The following is a 19,507-nucleotide window of genomic DNA, read 5'->3' as shown; positions in this document are numbered from 1 at the left end:
TTTTTACTCTCTCAAATATTCAGCTATCGACATAAAATTACGTTCCAACAGATACATCTGCGACGCCATAAAAGTAAAGAACTCTCCCCAATCTTGCCGGCGGTGAAAGTCTAGTCCTTCCCTGGCGGTATAAATACGGGCTACTTCTTTCCCCGTATCCCTTACAAAACAAATATCCCAGGTCAGACCTCCGGGAAAGTCCTGTTCCAGCATTTCCTTATACCAGGTCAGGCGTTCGTACATTTCAAGCCGAAGCTCTTCACTCCGGTGATTCACTTCAAGAATCACATAAGCACCGTTGCGGCTGATATCGAACTTCAATTCTACTCCTTTCACTTTGGTATCATACAAAGTCCACATCTTTTTACGTCCCCGCAAATAAGGCTGCACTTCACAATAAGCGGCGAAACTCTCCCAAAACTCCAGTTTCAGGTTCTTTAATTCGTCTTTACTATACATTATTTATATATATCTTTCTTTCTCAATCTTATCACATTGCCATAGGTTTCCAGTTGCTTCATATCGATACGCCGGGAATTGCCTACAATGACATAAACAACCGGTTTCAAGCGGACATTATGCCGGTAGAAACGGATAATATCTTTCATATCCATATCCGAGATACCAGACAATAAGGCTTCGCTCGGGTCGTTGTCAAAGCCATTCCTTCGAAAACCGGCAACCTTTTCCGGCACTTCCCGGAAGGAAGGAAAATCATTATTGACCTGGTTAACGATAGATTGCTTTACGGTAGAAATCCTTTCCTCTTTCTCCGGCATTTCGTGAATCAGGGAATTCATTATCCCCAAAGCATCCAGCGTCTTGTCGCTCTGTGTGGAAAGCATAGTGACAAACTCACCGGCTTTTCCTTCCAGGTTATGAGGCGGCAATATATACCGGCCGCTCACCCGGTAAGCCAGCGAACGAAATTCCCTTATTTCCTGAAACATCAGCGATGACATATCGCCTCCGAAATAAACGGAGAATAACCGGGCGGCATGGCGCGACCATGCATCGTCTGTCACCTCTCCTTTTGCATAGCCGTAAACAATACTCTGCGAGGCTGTCGGCATATCCATAAAGTAAACGGTCGGCTTGTCATATTTCTTTGCATCCCGATGATAGGGAGCATTAACCGCTACGGTTATCTCTTTCAACGGAAGGGAGGCTTCTATCTCTTCCCTGACCTGGGCGACGGGCAATGTTCCGCAATAAAGCAAATCGCATTCCGTCTGACGGACCTGAACAAATGCATCCAAAAGTTCCTTCCCTTTTAGTTTCTTGACTTCAGAGAGGGATAACTTAGTAAGAAACCGGGATTGTTCGCCATATTTCACTTTCTCGAGCAACGCATTTGCGATGTTATCACTCGATTCGAAGAAAGCCTTCTCGGTGACTTTCGCATCATTTATTACCTGACGGATTTGTTTATCATCAGCTTTTACGTGCCTGATAAAATCGCCGGCCAGCTGAACCGTTTCCTTAAAATGTTTGTCGAAGCCGGTAATCCGCATGAAAAACTGCTTGTCGGTGGCATCGAAAGAAATCGTACTGCCCAGGACCTGCAACCGCGTACGGAATTCATGGAACGACAGAGAGTCCGTTCCCAAAAACTGAAGGTAATTAGCCAGATGCATCAGTTTGGGTTGCTCCAACGTTCCAACCTGATAAACCAGGTTAAGGGTAAATATATCCGTAACAGGATTTGCCGTTGCATATAAAGTGGCTAACGGAGTCAGACTCACCGTTTCTACATCTTTCTGAAAATCAATGAAACGCGGCTTCACCTCTTGTACCGGCAGTTGTTCCAACTGTTTTGCATATTCGGAAGAGGCTTCCGAGTTTTTGGGTACAATCGGACTGAAATCCGGTTTCGTCAAATTATCCTTCGGATATTTGCCTGTCGTCTTTGTAACGCATAAATAGTTTTCACTGAAATATTTACGGGCCACACGGACTACGTCTTCTTTTGTCAAAGCATCGATACCGGAAACTTCCTGCAAATAATCTTCCCAGCTTTTACCTTGCGAATACAAAGACATCATAATCCGGGCACGCGAATCTATATTCTCCAGGTTTGAGGCATATTGGCGGCGTTGTTCCTGCTTCAGGCTATTGAATATCTCGTCACTGAAATCCCCTTCTTTCACCCGGTTGATTTCTTTCCAAACCAGTTTTTCGGCTCCGCCATAAGTCTGGAACATCAACTTGGGGATAACGGCAACGGCCAGTATCCCGGCTTCATTCATACTTTCATTCATAGCCATCGACGCCATAATCTTCCGGTCTACCATCAGTTTATCCAGAAAACCGGTCCCGTTCGCATTGTTCAGCATATTAACCGCCACAGCCAACGCCACCTGGTCTTCATGATTGGCCGGAACGCCACGGAACCCCATTCCCATCGCTTTCACTAGAGGTACGGGGAATTTTATTTTCATTTTCTCCTTTCCTTTAAAGGGCGGAAGGGCCACAATATCGTGTTTGGGAGCTTCTCCCGGACGGATACGGGAAAAAGTTTTTTCCAGAACCGGCAATACAGCCTCCGTATCAAAATCACCGCTTAATATCAGCCCCATGTTGGAGGCCACATAATATTCTTCAAAGAACTTCCGCATCTCTGTCAGGCGTGGGTTCTTCAGGTTCTTCGTACTGCCGATTATCGGATAAGCATACGGATGCGGGGCAAAATAACGGGCAAGCAACCGGTCCATAACAGGCCCGCCGATGAAATCGCCATACATGTTTTTCTCTTCATAAACAGTTTCCAGTTCGCTCTGGAACAGGCGGAAGACCGGATTCAGCAGGCGTTCGCTGTTGATTTCCGCCCACTGGGACATATATTGCGGGGAAAAGGTATTGAAATAGATAGTTGCATCATAAGACGTTGCGGCATTCAAACCCGAACCGCCATATTTGAAAATCAAACGGTTGAACTCATTGGGAATTACATAGTCGGAAGAACGGATGCTTAATTCGTTTATCTCTTTCTGTATCTGGGAGCGGGCCGCTTCATCTTCCGTAGCCGCCAGTTCGTCATATTTCAGTGCGATAGAATCCAGCAACGTTTTCTCCGCATCGTAATCGACGGTTCCGATTTTGTCGGTTCCTTTGAACATCATATGTTCAAAATAATGGGCAATTCCGGTATCCGGACAATCCTTCGCTCCTGCCTTTACGACAACGGCACCGAATACTTTCGGCTGGCTATGGTCTTCATTCAGCCAGACTGTCAATCCGTTTTTTAGTTTATGTTCTTTTACTTCCAGCGCTTTTGTATTCTGAGCCGCAAACAGATTCGAACAACTTGCAAATAACATCATCATTAATAATGTTTTCATGGATATATTACCATACATCTTTGTATTATGGTCTACAAAGATACCGGATTCCTTTTTGTTATCAGGGGTTGATTAGACTTTTTTATTATTTAAACCAAATGCAGTTGTAAATGTTATCATTATAAAAGAGAGATAACAACATGGTAAATTTAGGTAGCTGGATGAACAAAATCCTCGTCGGCTGGGGCGTGGATGCGAAAATCGCAAATACATTCGATGAAATGATTATTGCCGTACTACTGATCGCGGTAGCTGTAGGAGTCGATTACTTATGTCAGTACATTTTTGTCGGCAGTGTACGGAAGTTATCGGAGAAAAGTCATTATTTCTGGGATACTTTGTTGATTAAGAGGAGAGTTATACATAATCTGGTGCATGCCATTCCCGGAATTTTGGTCTATACTTTATTGCCGATGGCTTTTATCCGGGGAAAAGAATTGTTGTTGATTTCGCAAAAAGTTTGCGCCGTTTATATTGTATTTGTTCTGTTGCTGGCCATCAACGGATTTATCCTGGTGGCAATGGATATATATAATCATAGGGAGGTCAGTAAGAACCGTTCGATAAAAGGATTCGTGCAGGTACTTCAGGTGCTGGCTTTTTTCATTGGAGGGATTGTGATTATTGCCATTCTTGTCAACAAATCACCAGCCACATTGTTTGCCGGACTGGGCGCTTCGGCCGCCATCCTGATGTTGGTATTCAAAGATACGATACTCGGATTCGTTGCGGGCATACAGTTATCAGCCAATGATATGTTACGCCCGGGCGACTGGATTACAGTCCCGGGGTCCAACGCAAACGGGATTGTACAGGAAATCACTTTGAACACCGTTAAAATACAGAACTTCGACAATACAATCTCCACTATCCCACCCTATACACTGGTCAACAACTCTTTCCAGAACTGGCGGGGAATGGTTGAATCGGGCGGGCGGCGTGTCATGAAATCCATCTTTCTCGACCTGAACACAATCAAATTCTGTACACCTGAAATGCTGGATAACATGCGGAAAGAGATTCCCCTGCTGGCCGACTATAAGCCGGACGAAGGTGTGACACCGACTAACTCGCAGATGTTTCGTGTCTATGTAGAGCGTTACCTGACCAGTCTGCCGGTTGTAAACACCGACCTCGACCTGATCATCAGCCAGTTGCAATCGACAGAATACGGTGTGCCTATCCAGATCTATTTCTTTTCCCGCAATAAAGTATGGAAAGAATACGAACGCATCCAGTCGGATATATTCGATCATTTCTTTGCGATGATCCCTCTGTTTGAACTAAAAGTGTATCAATACTCTGATTAATGTAAACTTGGGCAGCAATGATTTTTTCCCTACATTTGTGTTCACAACTTTAAATACAAATATATGAGTGAATTACAACAATGGATTAACAGTTACCTGATTAAATGGGGATTAGTACACGACTCTGCAAATATTTGGGACAACCTGGTCGTATTGCTGCTTCTAATAGTGATAACTGTCGGTATCGATTACACTTGCCGCTATATCTTCCTCGAATTATTTAAGCGTTTTGCTCAAAAAACCAAAAACCAGTGGGACGATCTGATCGTAGAACGGAAGATCATCAATAAGCTGATGCACCTGATCCCCGCGATCCTGGTTTATATCATGCTTCCGCTGGCACTACCCAAAGAGGAAATGCCTACTTTGCTCGGTGTCCTTCAGATGGTATGCAGTGTTTACATTGTGGCCGTTGTACTACGATTCATCAACGCTTCACTGAACTTATTATTAGAGATATACAACCGGAAAGAATCGATGAAGAACAAACCGTTGAAAGGGTTTGTACAAATCATTCAGGTAATTGTGTTCTTTGTCGGTGGAATAATCATTATCAGTATCCTGATCGGTAAATCGCCCGCTACGTTATTTGCCGGACTGGGTGCTTCGGCTGCCATCCTAATGCTGGTGTTCAAGGATACGATACTTGGCTTTGTGGCCGGTATTCAGCTATCAGCCAATGATATGCTACGTCCGGGCGACTGGATAACAATGTCAAAATACGGGGCTGACGGAACAGTGATTGAAGTGACGCTGAATGCTATTAAAGTTCGCAATTTCGATAACACAATTACCACCATACCGCCTTATGCACTGGTCAGCGATTCTTTCCAGAACTGGCGGGGGATGAAAGAATCGGGAGGGCGCCGTGTGAAGCGTTCCATCAATATCGACATGAACAGCGTACATTTCTGTACACCGGAAATGTTGGCTAAATTCCGTAAAATATCATTACTCACCGATTATATCGATACGAAGCAGGAAGAGTTGGAGGCCTATAATAAAGAACACAGCATCGACGCTTCTATTTGGGTAAACGGACGACGCCAGACAAATATAGGTGTCTTCCGCGCTTATCTGGTGAATTATCTGAAAAGCAATCCCAATGTAAGCCAGAACATGACCTGCATGGTTCGCCAACTGCAACCGACAGAACAGGGTATTCCCATGGAGCTATACTTCTTCGCATCCACCACAGACTGGATTCCATATGAAGACATCCAGGCCGATGTGTTCGACCATATCCTGGCTGTCATTCCGGAATTCGGTTTACAGGTGTTCCAGGGCGTATCAGGTTCAGACTTACGTCATTTGAGGATAGAATCAACAAATTTAAAAGATATTTGATCCAGACTCAATCAAATTCGACAAAATTCTTTTGTATCACCTCATAATAAGCAAACGGAGGTTTAACATATTCTTCCAGGACCTCCGTTGCTACTAACTGTTCGGTTTCATAATCGACTTTCCAGCCATGGTTATGCTGGGTAGTGAGCCGGACAGGGTCAAAATCCTTATCATCCTCTTTGGTGAAGAACATAGCATGTTCGCCTGCGACCGGTTTGCATTGTTCCGGCAAAGTCAGCCATGCCCTAGTTTGTGCTTTATGTTCACTTTCGTCAAAATATATCAGATGGTCAAGCAATTCCAAGAAAATATCCCAGCTTATGTCATACGGAAAAGTGAGGGCAAATACCTGGGTACTCATCGTATGCATCCGGATAATAGCTTCGTAACTGCGGGCATTATATATTTCCGTAAACGTACGCAACATTAAAGCCATTTGTGTTTCATCAACTCCTGCAACAATCACCATTTTGTCGTTACTGACGGAAACATTCGGACGCAAAGCCGGATCAGGACGCCTGTCTTTTTTAAAGAATTTGTTTCGCAAATAGAAAATCAATATGACTGCCAATGCGAAAAAGAACAGATAAGTCTTAACCGGCAATTTCTTACCCGGTTTCTTCGCCACTTGGATTGTCTTCAGCATGTCGTCATCAAGCCTGAATGTGATGGGGATTACCTTTTCATCTGCGATATTCTCTCCGTTACGGGTAGCGGGTATCCATTTTCCGCTTGTCAGGGCAACCAGGCGAATCGCTTCATCATTCAGCAACGGCTCCGAACCTAAAAAGACATGCGGTTCGGTAACCGAGCCATCCGGCTCTACCGTGCAGGAAACAAGGATCGTCCCACTCACCTCCTCTTCGGCGGCCTTCTCGGGATATTGCATATTCTGCCGGATAAACCAGAACTGTGCTGCCGAACCACCTGTGTATTCCGGGAAAGTACGGTCAGAACCTTCAGAACGAAGGATAGGACTATAAACCCCTTCACTGCTGCGCAACAAATACGTCAACATATACTGATTGTCCTCCATCCGGCTGAAACTCATGGAACGATATCCAAACGATGGCAAGTTATTGATATTTTTTCCCTCATTATCAGGAGGCAACATCACAACCTCCATCAATCCGACTTTTATCCTGGAAAACCGCAAATCGTTCAAAACATGGAGATACAAAGACTGGCGAACCATTTCTTCTCCTAAAGCATCTTTCTCCCTGATACTCTCGAAACGATACTTCCCCGCAATAGGGACGTTGCTCTTGTAATCATCTATAAAAGAATAGATAAGGCTGATTCGGGCACCACCCAGCAAAGGAATCGGCTCGCTTACAAGTCCCTGGCTTTTGGGATTATCAGGCGTAAAGGCTGTAAATTCACCCTCATTCGTACCGAAACGGGTAAATGATTTTGCCGGAAAAACAGCTTCCAGGCGGAACAGGGAAATATCTTTATCGGTAATCTTCGGTTCCTCAATAATCAAGCTATCCAGAAAAGGTTTCACTTCCTGCTTTATACGCAGTTCATCTGCTGTCAGATTATTATTCAGTTGTGCTTTCGCGTCCATGTTCCCCAGCAGGAAAACAGACAAAAGTAAAAATTGTAACAGGCTAACTTTCATACCACATACATTTACTTTACATCAGAACTGGAAATAAATAAACGGCTGCACACCGGCACTCTTGAACTGCACTACAACAAAAATCATAACCGCCAGAATAACAGCCTGCACCAACAAAGGAGAACGGGTTACGACTCCCTGCACCGCATTCTCTGCCGACTTAGGCATGAAGTGAAGCACATAACCAATCACCATCAGGATAAAAACACCTTTATAACCCGCTACAAATTGTGTAAATACTTCCGGATGGAAGTTTGTAAAGATTTGCGAAAGCATCTCCTTCACCGTTTGTATCGAATCGGCACGGAAGAATATCCATCCGAAACAAACCAAATGAAACGTAATCAATATGCCCAAAACCCTGCGCCAGGGCTTCATTTCAGACCCTAGTTGCTTGAAACTGCTGAACCGGCTCATTATAAACTTATGAATCGCCAGCGCCACTCCATGAATGGCTCCCCAAATGATAAAACTCATCGAAGCACCATGCCAGAGACCACCCAGCAACATTGTAATCAGCAGGTTTATATACGTACGGATTTTCCCTTTCCGGTTCCCACCCAACGAAATATACAGATAATCTTTCAGCCATGAAGACAGAGATATATGCCAGCGCCGCCAGAATTCGGTAATGGTCGCCGACTGGTAAGGTGAATCGAAGTTTACATTAAACCGGAAACCTAAAAGCAAAGCAATACCAATCGCCATATCCGAATAACCGGAAAAGTCGCAATAAATCTGCAAAGCATAACCATAAACGCCCAGCAGATTTTCCACACCGGTATAAAGCAAAGGCGCATCAAAAATACGGTCTACAAAGTTCAGGCTGATATAATCGGAAATCACCGTTTTCTTAAACAAACCACAGAGTACCAGAAACAATCCTTCGCCAAATTCGGAACGGGTGACGGTCGGTTCCTTATAGATTTGCGGAATAAAGTCACGGGCACGGACGATAGGCCCTGCCACTAACTGCGGAAAGAACGATACATAAAACACATAATCTATCCAGCGTGTCAGCGGCGTAATCTTCCCCCGGTATACATCAATGACATAACTGATTGTCTGGAACGTGAAAAAAGAAATACCGACCGGCAGAAATATATCCATCGGCTGATACGTAACGCTTTGCATGGCCGTATTTCCAAACTGGTAACCAAACATCCTTGTTACCGAAGCAATCATATCCAACAGGAAATTGAAATACTTAAAATATCCCAGCATCCCGAGGTTTATACATAAACTAAGAACAACCCACAGTTTACGCTTCCATTGGGTTGTAGTATGGAATATTCCCTGCGCAATACAAAAATCTGACGTGGCAGTAAATAACAGCAGGAAAAACCAGAGTCCGCTACTCTTATAATAAAAATAGATAGAAAACAGCGTTACATATATAATACGGGCCAGCAAATGTTTCCTGAGTGACATATAAATAATCAGGAATCCTATAAACAGGAAAAAGAACAACCCGCTACTGAACAGTATCGGCGACAGGTGTTGATAGGTGAGCACCTCTCCCAACTTGGATAAATCTATATTATCGAACATCGTTATCTGCTATATATCGGTTATAGGTTTGCATCAGGGCACGATACAATAAAATGCCTTGCTCCTGATAGCCTTCTTTCGTAAAATGAACACGGTCTCTTCCCATTAAACCAGTCTTGCGCCATCTGGCAGAAGAGTTTTTCCCTCCTGTCGAAGCAAACAAATCCCAGCATGCCAGACCTTCGCGACGTGCCACTTCGACAATCGCCTTTGCTGCACGTTCTGTATTTTCATTGCGCACATACGTACGTTTCTTGTTCACATACACCCGTTTATAACATTCGGGAGGAGTTGTCAGCAAGATGGCCGTATGCGGCATTTGTTTTTTCACTAAGGATATAAAATCTTCAATCTGCCCGGCAAATTCATTACGGGTAAAGCGCCGGCCGAAAGTCTCGTTCGTTCCTAAAGAAATAATCAACAGTGACGGATTCAGCAAAGCCAACTGGCGGACATAGTTCTCGTCTGTATAATTTACATACATGGCACCGTTCACACCGATCGAATGATACAAAATACCCGGTTGCTCGTTGGTCAGATTGAAACCATAATAAAGGTTCTTAAAAGAAGAAGCCGGAAGCAAGTTATCCGTCCCCTGTTTCCTTCGCGTACTGTGCAGCTGCAACGTATCGACGAGACAAGAGATGCGGAACGTATCGGCAATCACTCCCGGCGCACACGGCGCCGTACTTAATACCGTCCTGACAGAATCTTTCATTTTTCCGGCCGGCAGCATCGGCATGGACTTCTCCCCACGGTAAATGACTGCCTGGTTAAAAGAATATCCGGCACCGTTATTAGGTGCTATGCTGATATCGAAATTGATGGATGGCGACGCGGACTGGATACCGATACCACCCGGCCCAATCGGACATTTCCGGTTGTTCTGGATACAACGTCCGGCAATCCATTCCTTCGCTACGGATGAAATGAAATAATCGTCCGGTTCGTTCGTCTTGCTCAGTTTGAAGGGAGCAATCCAACCACGCCCGGCATTGCCGAACTGCTGTTGAAGGAGACGCATCATGCGCCCGCTATAATGTCCTGCCTGTATATGCGAATCGCCCAGCTGCACAATCGTGATAACCGTATCTTTTCCCGCACGCAAGGAATCGAGTCCAGCAAAGAAATGATGCAACGGAGCATATTCATTTACGCAACTGTCGGAGGCCGGCAACTGAATCGAGTCGACAACGGCTCCCATAAGATAAGAAGCAAAAGGCAAGGCAATCGTATCCGGCACAGTCAACGTATCGGACAACACATCCCCTGCATCCTGAAACGATGAGCGGGAAGGCGAAAGATTCTTCGCCCCTACGGTAATCGCGAGCAATGCCAACAAAACCGACAAATTAATTAACCACTTTGTCTGCTTCATCATAAAACTCCTTTTCCAATAATAATGCATTAAAAAGAGCCGTCGCTATTTCGCGCCCGCCTCTGAAACTCAGATGTGTATAATCTTTGCTTGCCCAATTGTTCTCAACATAACGGACCATGCTGTTCTCGCCCCCCATCGCACCGAACGTATTCCAGAACGGAATACCTGTTTTACGGGCAATCTGCCTTTGTGTATGAAGCAGGGCAAGCACGGCAGGCATCGTTTCAAACTCACCCTCTTCCTGATGGCTACGGTCTGAAACACCTAACAGCAAGATATCCGCCTCCGGGAAACAAACCTGTACATGGCGAACCGCTTCTTCCATGCGTTTGCTATACCAGCCGTAATGTAAAACGCTGTCGCTTACCACATTCAAACCATACTGAAGAATAATCAGGTCGTATGGCCGGACTTCGGTCAGATTCCGGCAAAGCGAACTATCCAGACGGTTCAATATCATACCGGAATTACCACGCAGGGAGTAATTATCAACGACAACACCTGAATTATCCTCCAGGGCGACACCCAACGCACGGAAACCTTCTGTCTTCGTAAAAGAGAAAGTAGCTTCTGTAAATGTCCCTTTCCGCTCATATTGTGTTATTTTCGAAACGACAGGCAATAACTCATTGATTGTATCCGGCTGATTGTTATAATGCAGTTTCATCCGGGTTCGGGCATTCTGTTCATATAGGAATTTCAGTGAAGAAGCCGATTGTAACTCCGGATAACGGTTTGTTGTCTTGACAGATACGGATACCTTTTCACCTTTCGGTTCAAACATCATTCCGGAAAGCGTATACCCATGTTCATGGTCGGTCAGCATTGACCAGGTGTGCCATCCTTCCGAGCGCTGTTCGATAGTCGGACGGAACTGTGCTGCCACGGAAGCAATAGGAACAAAGCCCACTCCACGCCCGCCAAACTCTTTCTGCAAGGCAGAACGCAGGTCGGCAACGACAATATCCCCCTCAATAAACGAGTCACCCAGAAAAGCGACACGCACCGGTCGGTTCATTGTCTCCCGGTTTTTCAAGGCTGTAAAGAAACGCTTCAACCCGATATGGCCTACCGAATAATCTTCGATATGCGTACCGAGCGAATCCGCCCCCTGGACAGAATACATTATATTATACAGGGAATCGCGTAACACCAATGCCGTCGAATCAATCCCCGTCGAACGGATAATCGAATCGCGCAATGCTACTGAATCTATTTCCAACGTATCCGGTTGTTCGAGCTGTTTACGCAGCGAGTCCATCGACAACGATTGCGTTTTCACCCGTAAATCCGAAAGTAAGTCAACCTTTTTTATTTTCTGGCCGAACATGTTGTCCGGCAGATAATATAGTCCCAGGCAGATGCAAAGCGTTATAAGTAACAGCATCAGCAACCTGCCGAAATTATCTTCCTTATTCATTTACTCATTCTTACGAAGGTGCAAAGATAAGGATAAAGTTTCATTTGTAACGTAAAAGTTGCGGTATTTCAGCTGGTTCGCTGGCAACCCTTATTCCTGCTTCTTCCAGAGCACGTATCTTTTCGACTGCGGTGCCGGCCCCTCCGGAAATAATAGCGCCGGCATGTCCCATCTGTTTACCCGGCGGTGCAGACTGGCCGGCAATAAAGCCGACCACCGGCTTGGTGACATGCTTACGGATATAATCGGCAGCCAGTTCCTCGGCATTTCCTCCAATCTCTCCGATTATCACGATTGAATGCGTTTCCGAATCCTTCTCGAACATCTCCAGCAGTTCGCGGAAATAGAGGCCGACAACAGGGTCGCCTCCCATTCCTACTGCGGTAGACTGCCCCATACCGTTGGCCGTCAAATGATAAACGACCTCATAGGTCAATGTCCCACTACGGCTGAGCACACCTGTATGACCTTTCGTGAAAACCCTTCCCGGCAGGATTCCGACCAGACTTTCACCCGGAGAAATCAATCCGGGACAGTTTGGCCCAATCAACTTTGCCCCTTTCAGTTGGACAAAGCGATAGGCTTTTATGACATCGACGGTCGGGATTCCTTCAGTGATACAGATAATCAGCTCAATCCCGGCATCGGCCGCTTCCATAATGGCGTCTGCCGCAAAACGGGCAGGGACGAATATTATCGAAGTGTTAGCCTGTGTTTGCTGTACGGCATCGTACATCGTATTGAAAACCGGGATATGCTCGATTTCCGTACCGCCTTTGCCCGGTGAGGTACCACCTACGACATTGGTTCCGTATTCTTTCATTTTCAGTGCGTGGAAGAGGCCGTCGCGTCCGGTTATTCCCTGCACGACCAGCCGGGTCGATTTATTTATCAATATGCTCATGGTAACTTTTCTTTTATTGTTTATGTGATGCTTCAACAGCCATCAGGGTGGCTTCTCCCATTGTTTCGGCAACTTTGAAACGAGTGTTGCGCAACAAATCGCGCCCCTCCTTCTCATTTGTGCCTGTCAAACGGACAACGACAGGGATATCGGTATCAATTTGCTCAAAAGCCTTCAGCAGCCCGTAGGCAACATCATCGCAACGCGTAATACCTCCGAAAATATTTATCAGCACAACCTTTACCTGTGGGTCTTTTAAAAGTAGCTTCATTGCCTCAATCACTTTTGCCGGATTCGAACTTCCTCCTATATCCAGAAAATTAGCCGGGTTTCCGCCATACAATTTAATCATATCCATCGTAGCCATCGCCAGTCCGGCACCGTTCACCATGCAACCAATCTCGCCACCCAGATGCACATAACTAAAACCTTTTTCCTTCGCCTGCGCCTCCGTCCTTTCTTCCTCTGTCGGTTCAAACAGGGCCAAAACACGAGGCTGACGATATAACGCGTTGTCATCGAACGTCATCTTGGCATCGATAGCCATCAAGACCCCGTCCTTCGTCATAACCAACGGATTGATTTCAACCAGAGAAGCATCTTTCTCGATAAAAAGCCGGTACATATTCCGGATAATCGCAGCCATCTGGTTCACCTGAGCTATCTTATCGAACAAGGTAAAGGCATAACGGCGTGCCAGATAATCCGGAATCCCGATAAGCGGGTCGATCCGGAAATGAAATATCTTTTCGGGACTCCGGCGAGCCACTTCCTCAATATCCATCCCTCCTTCCGCACTCATCATCAGGACAACTGAACGGGAATTGCGGTCGATAACAAAACTGACATAATATTCAAGATGGATATTCACCGCCTCGCTCACAATCACACGGGTGACAGGGAAATCTTTAATCGTCATGCCCAGAATCGCTTCGGCGTGCTGCAATGCTTCTTCCGCATTGCCTGCCAGTTTAACACCTCCTGCCTTTCCCCTTCCTCCGGTCAATACTTGTGCCTTGATTGCAACCTTTTCATTCCCCAGCTGACTGAAAGCAGCCGTAACCTCTTGCGCCGTGTTACACAGAATGTGCCGTTCCACTGGAATCGCATAGTCTGAAAAGAATTTTTTCGCCTGATATTCGTGTATCTTCATCTGGTAAATAATTTAGTGGTATTCACTCCTATTTTATAACAGATAAATAAATGAAGAAGTTGTTGAAGTCACCATATATATCCGGCTGTTTTCCAGCATAAAAGGAGAAATAACCTGTATTAACCGGACTTTTATTAGGAAAACTCGTTCCTTTTTCCTATATTTGTTAGGGAAGAATATGAGGAGGATGAGTTATGGATAATATTTCAGGTTATATTGAGCAATTTGTCCTGGATAAACTGAATACGTTTAACGAAGGCAGAAACACAGATAAAGGTGTGTATTTCATACTTTTGCCGAATGAAAAAACGGCTTATTACACACTTTGGTTCTACAACCCGGCAGCGGAATTTCATCCGAATGTTTTTCTCTCCACACTGGATGTGAACGCTATTAATTCAGTGGAAAAAGCGATGAAAACGACAGCCAACTCTTTCGCCAGGCTGACGGTTAAAATGAGACTGGAATCCATCTCACATAATGCCGACGACATTGTCTCTTTTGGCAAATATCGTAGTTATCATCTGTTTGAAGTGGCCGCCATCGACCCTAAATATGTCACCTGGATTGCCAACAAATATGAAGCACGCGTACAAAGCGAAAGACGTTTCAAGGAACTGGCAGCGACCTATTCATGGGTATATCAGGACCTGAACACTTCCCGCATGCACAAAGTGCCTGTCAGCCGTTTTATCGGAACGATAGATGAGAAATTAAACGATTTGCATCTTTCAGTCCGGCGGGTCAAGGTGGAAGACAATCCGTACAAAACCCGTTCAGTCCGGGGAACCACCCATTTCTACGTCGACCAGAAAATTGTTGCTTCTGATGAATCCGGCAATCTGTTTTTCTTCACCATCCGGGCATCCGACCGTAGCCTGGAAAGCGGTAAGTTAAGTAATGCCGACCATGCTTATCAGGCGGGAGAAATCATGCATATCCGTTCGGCCAAAGTAATCAAGCATTATACTTCCCGGAATATCCGTTATACGAAGTTGGGATATATAAAAACAAAATAATACAATAACATTTGACAGGTAAAAATCCCATTCGAATCCATTTTTAATTTCTCCCGGGTGAAATTTCGATTTCATTCGGATGAAAATTTATTTTCTCCCGGATGTGGCGTTCTTCCTGTTTTAGGAGGAAAATATATTATAGAGAAGAAAATACGCGAAGAGATGATTATGACTTATTTTACATATAAAATGGCATTTTTACAAAAAAAGACTCAACACGCTGTATATTATTAGTATAGCATCAATTTAACAATAGTTAATTCTCCCGAAACCCTAGTTTCCGAGTCTGAAACTCCCCAAAAACGGACTTTAAGTACACAAAGTAAAGTAAAGAATAGTAAAGTAACAACAACAGCAACAACACGTGCGCGAGAGCGGAAAAAATCGAATGTCTTTTTTTCTTTCCCGATATTTCTGTTATTTAGCAGCTTTTCCTATCTTTACCGCATTATAACCGGAAAACATGTTTACAAAAAAAATAACGCTCGTACTATCTGTATTCGTTGCACTCTTTATTTTCAACGGCACTCTCTTTGCCCAAGAGAAAGCATTTCCCAAAAAGGGAGAAGGCATCACCCTTTTTCTGAAACGCCATAATCGTGTCGGAAAAGAGTATCATGATGAGTTCGTAAAACTGAACAAGACTAAACTCGGTAATGGGAATAGCCTGAAAATGGGCGTTAAATACCAATTGCCGCCATTAAAGGGGGCAGCGGCTACCGTGGCAAGGAAACCTAATTACGAGCCCTTATTCGGCAAGGAAATGGCCGAATACAAAGTCACATCCTCCGAGTTGAAAGGCTGCTGCTTTTATCTGGTGAGCGGACATGGCGGTCCCGACCCCGGAGCCATCGGTAAAATGGGCAATGTAGAACTTCACGAAGACGAATATGCTTACGACGTCATGCTCCGCCTGGCCCGCAACCTGTTGATGCGGGGCGCCAAAGTGCACATCATCATCCAGGATGCCAAAGACGGTATCCGCAACGACAAATTCCTGAAAAACAGCAAACGCGAAACCTGCATGGGTGACCCGATACCGTTTAACCAGTTCCGCCGTCTTGAACAGCGGTGCGATAAAATCAACTCTTTATTCAAGAAAGACAAAGAAGTATACAAACGCGCCATCTTCATGCATATCGACAGCCGCAGTAAAAGTCACCAGACTGATGTTTTCTTCTATTATCAAGACAAAAATTCGGAAAGCAAACACCTGTCAAAGACAATGAAATCGACTTTCGAGCACAAATACAACAGACATCAGCCCGGCCGCGGATTCACTGGGACAGTCGGCCAGCGCGGATTGTATGTTTTAAGAAAAACAACGCCTCCCTCCGTTTTTGTCGAACTCGGCAACATACAAAATAGCTTCGACCAGAAACGTTTCATTCTCAGCGACAACCGCCAGGCTTTAGCAAACTGGCTCTGCGAAGGTTTCATAACCGATTACAAACGTTACAGAAAAAAACTGAAATAAACGGGAGACGGTATATGACAACCGTTGTTGAAACATAGGTGTTTTAATGACAAAACATATATACAAACATTCTTTCGAAAATAAGCCGGTCGATAATCGGACAGCTCAATTTTTTCTAATTATTACCCCTTAAGAACAACCGTTATTCCATAAAAATATATACCTTTGTGAGATTATTGTTGAATCGTTTTAAAACACCATGAATAATTCTTACATATCTCCTTTTGCAAAACCCGTTTATGTGATGTTGAAACCGGTAGGTTCGGTTTGTAACCTGGCCTGCGAGTACTGTTATTACCTGGAAAAAGGGAAATTGTATCCGGAAGTAAAGAATCACATCATGAGCGAGCAACTGCTGGAAAAATTCATCAAAGATTATCTGGAATGCCAGACAATGCCTCAGGTACTCTTCACCTGGCACGGCGGCGAAACACTGATGCGTCCGATAAGTTTCTACAAAAAAGCACTCGAACTTCAACAGAAATACGGCCGTGGAAGGCAGATAGACAACTGCATCCAGACAAACGGGACGTTGCTGACAGACGACTGGTGCCGTTTCTTCAAAGAAAACAACTTTCTGGTTGGAATATCAATCGACGGTCCGCAGGAATTTCACGACGAATACCGCCGGAACCGCCAGGGCCTTCCCTCCTTCTACAAAGTGATGAAGGGAATCGAGTTGCTGAAAAAACATCAGGTAGAATACAATGCGATGGCAGTCGTAAACGATTACAATGTCGATTATCCGCTTGATTTTTATAACTTTTTCAAAGAAATAGATTGTCATTATATCCAGTTCGCCCCTATCGTGGAACGGTTGGGACAACACACGGACGGGACAACGCTGACTTCGCCGGAACAACAGGACGCCCATATAAAATTGGCCCCCTTCTCCGTCGATTCCGAAAAATGGGGTGATTTCCTTTGTGCCATCTTTGATGAATGGCTGAAAGAAGATGTGGGAAATTACTATATCCAGTTATTCGATGCCACACTGGCAAACTGGGTCGGAGAACAGCCGGGCGTATGCACCCTGGCCCGGACATGCGGACATGCCGGCGTGATGGAATTCAATGGCGACCTTTATGCGTGCGACCACTTTGTATTCCCCGAATACAAACTGGGCAACATCTACACGCAGACACTAACGGAAATGATGTACAGCCAGAACCAGTTAAAGTTCGGAGCTGATAAATACGACAAGTTGCCGGTGCAATGCAAAGAATGTGAATACCTCTTTGCCTGCAACGGAGAATGTCCCAAAAACCGCTTCCTGCATACAGCCAGCGGCGAACCGGGATTAAACTATCTGTGCAAAGGCTACAAAAAATATTTCAGGCACGTAGCGCCCTATATGGATTTTATGAAAAAAGAATTATTGGCTCAGCGTCCGCCCGCAAACGTGATGCAATGGGCAAAAGAAAACAGAGAGATTTTATAAAACAATATGAAATACAACAGACGTGATTTTATTAAAACAGGAGGTATGGTTATGCTTGGTTCACTGGCAGTTCCTTCTTTTTTAGAAGGTTGTGCCGGTAGTACTGCTGATAAAGCTGCCGGTATCTCGTTTGCGTTAAACCATTTCGGTTTAAGCGAAAGCGATATGAAAAAAGTGCTGAACGCAGCACTGGAAAAAGGAGGAGATTATGCAGACCTCTTCTTCGAACATTCTTATCGAAACAACATCGGTTTACAAGACGGTGCGGTAAACCGCGCCTCTTCAAACATAGATTTCGGAATGGGCGTACGCGTCTTGTCCGGAGACCAGACAGGTTATGCCTACGTTGAAAATATCTCGCTCGACGAGATGCTGACAGCCGCCCGTACGGCTGCCCGTATCGCTAACGGCGCTGCAGGAAAAGGACCGGCCAAACTGACTGAAGAACCGATTATCAATAATTACTACGGTGTGCAAACTCCTTGGGACGAGATTGCCGTCAACCAGAAAACGCCTTACCTGCAAAAACTGAACGACCAGATTTTTGCACTCGACAAACGTGTCCATAAGGTAATGGCTTCTCTCGGAGATACAACGTCGCACATCTTTTTCTGTAATTCAGAAGGACAGACATATTACGACTATCGTCCGATGGTAACCCTGGGTGCCGTCTGCATCATGGAAGACAACGGTAAGATTGAAAACTCTTACGCTTCCCGCGCATTCCGTATGGGTGCCGAGTTCCTGACCGACGAAATCATAGCCGAAGTAGCAAAAGAGGCGGTAGAAAAAACTTCTATCCTCTTCCAGGCCGTGAAACCTAAAGGCGGCGAAATGCCTGTCGTGATGGGTGCCGGTGGTTCAGGTATCCTGTTGCACGAAGCCATCGGACATGCGTTTGAAGCCGACTTCAACCGCAAGAACACGTCCATTTTCTCCGACCAGCTGAATAAGAAAGTCTGCAACGAACACATCAATGTGGTTGACGACGGTACAATCCCGTTCAACCGTGGTTCCGTGAATATCGACGACGAAGGTGTGGAAGGACAAAAGACATATATCGTGAAAGAAGGTATCCTGACGAGTTATCTGCACGACCGCATCAGTGCGAAACATTATGGTATCCCTTCTACAGGCAACGGACGTCGCGAGTCATTCCGCCAGATGCCTATCCCCCGTATGCGTGCCACTTATATGGAGGCCGGAAACGTGACGGAAGAAGAGATGATTTCAACTGTAAAGAAAGGTATCTATGCCTCCAGCTTTACCAACGGGCAGGTACAGATCGGTGCAGGCGACTTTACATTCTTTGTAAAAGACGGCTATCTGATTGAAGACGGAAAACTGACACAGCCGATCAAAGATATCAACATCATCGGTAACGGCCCGAAAGCCTTAGCCGACATCACCATGGTGGGCAACAATTATAAGATGGATAACGGCACATGGACATGCGGCAAAGACGGACAATCCTGTCCGGTAACTTGCGGTATGCCATCCGCCCTGGTTAGTAAACTTACTGTAGGAGGAGAAAATTGA

The 19,507-nt window shown here is 45.2% G+C and carries 14 protein-coding genes; 6 read left to right on the top strand and 8 right to left on the bottom strand.

The features are described 5' to 3' along the window. Positions 1 to 3: 3 nt before the first annotated feature. Both DWW91_RS08390 and DWW91_RS08385 read right to left on the bottom strand, forming a co-directional pair. A complete protein-coding gene (locus tag DWW91_RS08390; RefSeq protein ID WP_007656906.1) occupies positions 4 to 459 on the bottom strand; it encodes a DUF4268 domain-containing protein in 456 nt (151 codons plus the stop codon). After that, positions 459 to 3,323 carry a pitrilysin family protein gene (locus tag DWW91_RS08385; RefSeq protein WP_122327528.1) on the bottom strand — a complete coding sequence of 955 codons (2,865 nt, stop codon included), beginning with the start codon at positions 3,321 to 3,323 and terminating at the stop codon, positions 459 to 461. The genes DWW91_RS08390 and DWW91_RS08385 overlap by 1 nt, the downstream gene beginning before the upstream one ends. A gap of 158 nt (positions 3,324 to 3,481) precedes the next feature. Here DWW91_RS08385 and DWW91_RS08380 point away from each other — a divergent pair, with 158 nt between their 5' ends. Both DWW91_RS08380 and DWW91_RS08375 read left to right on the top strand, forming a co-directional pair. Beyond that, positions 3,482 to 4,651 (top strand): mechanosensitive ion channel family protein, encoded by a 1,170-nt coding sequence (locus DWW91_RS08380; RefSeq protein WP_007656908.1) that lies wholly within the window; start codon positions 3,482 to 3,484, stop codon positions 4,649 to 4,651. 63 nt (positions 4,652 to 4,714) lie between these two features. After that, entirely contained in the window at positions 4,715 to 5,998 is a 1,284-nt protein-coding gene (locus DWW91_RS08375) for a mechanosensitive ion channel family protein (RefSeq protein WP_046147134.1), read from the top strand. A gap of 7 nt (positions 5,999 to 6,005) precedes the next feature. On the opposite strand, the gene DWW91_RS08370 is transcribed toward DWW91_RS08375, so the two are convergent. Genes DWW91_RS08370 through sucC form a run of 6 tightly spaced genes read right to left on the bottom strand, consistent with a single transcriptional unit; the run spans position 6,006 to position 14,031 of the window. After that, the gene (locus DWW91_RS08370; RefSeq protein WP_046147135.1) at positions 6,006 to 7,622 is read right to left on the bottom strand and encodes an energy transducer TonB; all 1,617 of its coding nucleotides are present in this window, start codon (positions 7,620 to 7,622) and stop codon (positions 6,006 to 6,008) included. 21 nt (positions 7,623 to 7,643) lie between these two features. Then, a complete protein-coding gene (locus tag DWW91_RS08365; RefSeq protein WP_122327456.1) occupies positions 7,644 to 9,173 on the bottom strand; it encodes an MBOAT family protein in 1,530 nt (509 codons plus the stop codon). After that, entirely contained in the window at positions 9,163 to 10,551 is a 1,389-nt protein-coding gene (locus DWW91_RS08360) for a GDSL-type esterase/lipase family protein (protein ID WP_010803055.1), read from the bottom strand. Before DWW91_RS08360 ends, DWW91_RS08365 begins: the two co-directional genes overlap by 11 nt. Further along, positions 10,526 to 11,974 carry a hypothetical protein gene (locus DWW91_RS08355; RefSeq protein ID WP_122327455.1) on the bottom strand — a complete coding sequence of 483 codons (1,449 nt, stop codon included), beginning with the start codon at positions 11,972 to 11,974 and terminating at the stop codon, positions 10,526 to 10,528. Before DWW91_RS08355 ends, DWW91_RS08360 begins: the two co-directional genes overlap by 26 nt. Before the next feature lie 40 nt (positions 11,975 to 12,014). Further along, the gene (gene sucD / locus DWW91_RS08350) at positions 12,015 to 12,878 is read right to left on the bottom strand and encodes a succinate--CoA ligase subunit alpha (protein ID WP_122327454.1); all 864 of its coding nucleotides are present in this window, start codon (positions 12,876 to 12,878) and stop codon (positions 12,015 to 12,017) included. Between the two features lie 13 nt (positions 12,879 to 12,891). Next, on the bottom strand, positions 12,892 to 14,031 hold the full coding sequence (gene sucC, locus DWW91_RS08345) for an ADP-forming succinate--CoA ligase subunit beta (protein WP_122327453.1): 1,140 nt from the start codon (positions 14,029 to 14,031) through the stop codon (positions 12,892 to 12,894). A gap of 194 nt (positions 14,032 to 14,225) precedes the next feature. Between sucC and DWW91_RS08340 the strand changes: the two genes are divergently transcribed. The 4 genes from DWW91_RS08340 (at position 14,226) to DWW91_RS08325 (ending at position 19,507) form a co-directional block, all read left to right on the top strand. Then, complete coding sequence (locus tag DWW91_RS08340; protein ID WP_122327452.1) at positions 14,226 to 15,050, top strand: hypothetical protein; 825 nt, start codon at positions 14,226 to 14,228, stop codon at positions 15,048 to 15,050. A gap of 463 nt (positions 15,051 to 15,513) precedes the next feature. Then, entirely contained in the window at positions 15,514 to 16,527 is a 1,014-nt protein-coding gene (locus tag DWW91_RS08335) for an N-acetylmuramoyl-L-alanine amidase (protein ID WP_122327451.1), read from the top strand. Positions 16,528 to 16,726: 199 nt separating this feature from the next. Continuing rightward, positions 16,727 to 17,968 carry an anaerobic sulfatase-maturation protein gene (locus tag DWW91_RS08330; RefSeq protein WP_122327450.1) on the top strand — a complete coding sequence of 414 codons (1,242 nt, stop codon included), beginning with the start codon at positions 16,727 to 16,729 and terminating at the stop codon, positions 17,966 to 17,968. A gap of 6 nt (positions 17,969 to 17,974) precedes the next feature. Continuing rightward, positions 17,975 to 19,507 carry a TldD/PmbA family protein gene (locus DWW91_RS08325; protein WP_007656925.1) on the top strand — a complete coding sequence of 511 codons (1,533 nt, stop codon included), beginning with the start codon at positions 17,975 to 17,977 and terminating at the stop codon, positions 19,505 to 19,507.

Source organism: Parabacteroides sp. AF17-3 (assembly GCF_003635445.1).
Classification (GTDB): domain Bacteria; phylum Bacteroidota; class Bacteroidia; order Bacteroidales; family Tannerellaceae; genus Parabacteroides; species Parabacteroides goldsteinii.
Note: the sequence above shows the minus strand (reverse complement) of the source record. Positions and strands in the feature narration are given on the sequence as shown.

What these genes read in the sequence shown, in the direction of transcription:
- DWW91_RS08375 (WP_046147134.1), top strand. Translation starts at nt 4,715, where the DNA reads ATGAGTGAATTACAACAATGGATTAACAGTTACCTGATTAAATGGGGA.
- DWW91_RS08365 (WP_122327456.1), bottom strand. Translation starts at nt 9,173, where the DNA reads ATGTTCGATAATATAGATTTATCCAAGTTGGGAGAGGTGCTCACCTAT.
- DWW91_RS08330 (WP_122327450.1), top strand. Translation starts at nt 16,727, where the DNA reads ATGAATAATTCTTACATATCTCCTTTTGCAAAACCCGTTTATGTGATG.
- sucC (WP_122327453.1), bottom strand. Translation starts at nt 14,031, where the DNA reads ATGAAGATACACGAATATCAGGCGAAAAAATTCTTTTCAGACTATGCG.
- DWW91_RS08360 (WP_010803055.1), bottom strand. Translation starts at nt 10,551, where the DNA reads ATGAAGCAGACAAAGTGGTTAATTAATTTGTCGGTTTTGTTGGCATTG.
- sucD (WP_122327454.1), bottom strand. Translation starts at nt 12,878, where the DNA reads ATGAGCATATTGATAAATAAATCGACCCGGCTGGTCGTGCAGGGAATA.
- DWW91_RS08335 (WP_122327451.1), top strand. Translation starts at nt 15,514, where the DNA reads ATGTTTACAAAAAAAATAACGCTCGTACTATCTGTATTCGTTGCACTC.
- DWW91_RS08355 (WP_122327455.1), bottom strand. Translation starts at nt 11,974, where the DNA reads ATGAATAAGGAAGATAATTTCGGCAGGTTGCTGATGCTGTTACTTATA.
- DWW91_RS08340 (WP_122327452.1), top strand. Translation starts at nt 14,226, where the DNA reads ATGGATAATATTTCAGGTTATATTGAGCAATTTGTCCTGGATAAACTG.
- DWW91_RS08385 (WP_122327528.1), bottom strand. Translation starts at nt 3,323, where the DNA reads ATGATGTTATTTGCAAGTTGTTCGAATCTGTTTGCGGCTCAGAATACA.
- DWW91_RS08390 (WP_007656906.1), bottom strand. Translation starts at nt 459, where the DNA reads ATGTATAGTAAAGACGAATTAAAGAACCTGAAACTGGAGTTTTGGGAG.
- DWW91_RS08380 (WP_007656908.1), top strand. Translation starts at nt 3,482, where the DNA reads ATGGTAAATTTAGGTAGCTGGATGAACAAAATCCTCGTCGGCTGGGGC.
- DWW91_RS08325 (WP_007656925.1), top strand. Translation starts at nt 17,975, where the DNA reads ATGAAATACAACAGACGTGATTTTATTAAAACAGGAGGTATGGTTATG.
- DWW91_RS08370 (WP_046147135.1), bottom strand. Translation starts at nt 7,622, where the DNA reads ATGAAAGTTAGCCTGTTACAATTTTTACTTTTGTCTGTTTTCCTGCTG.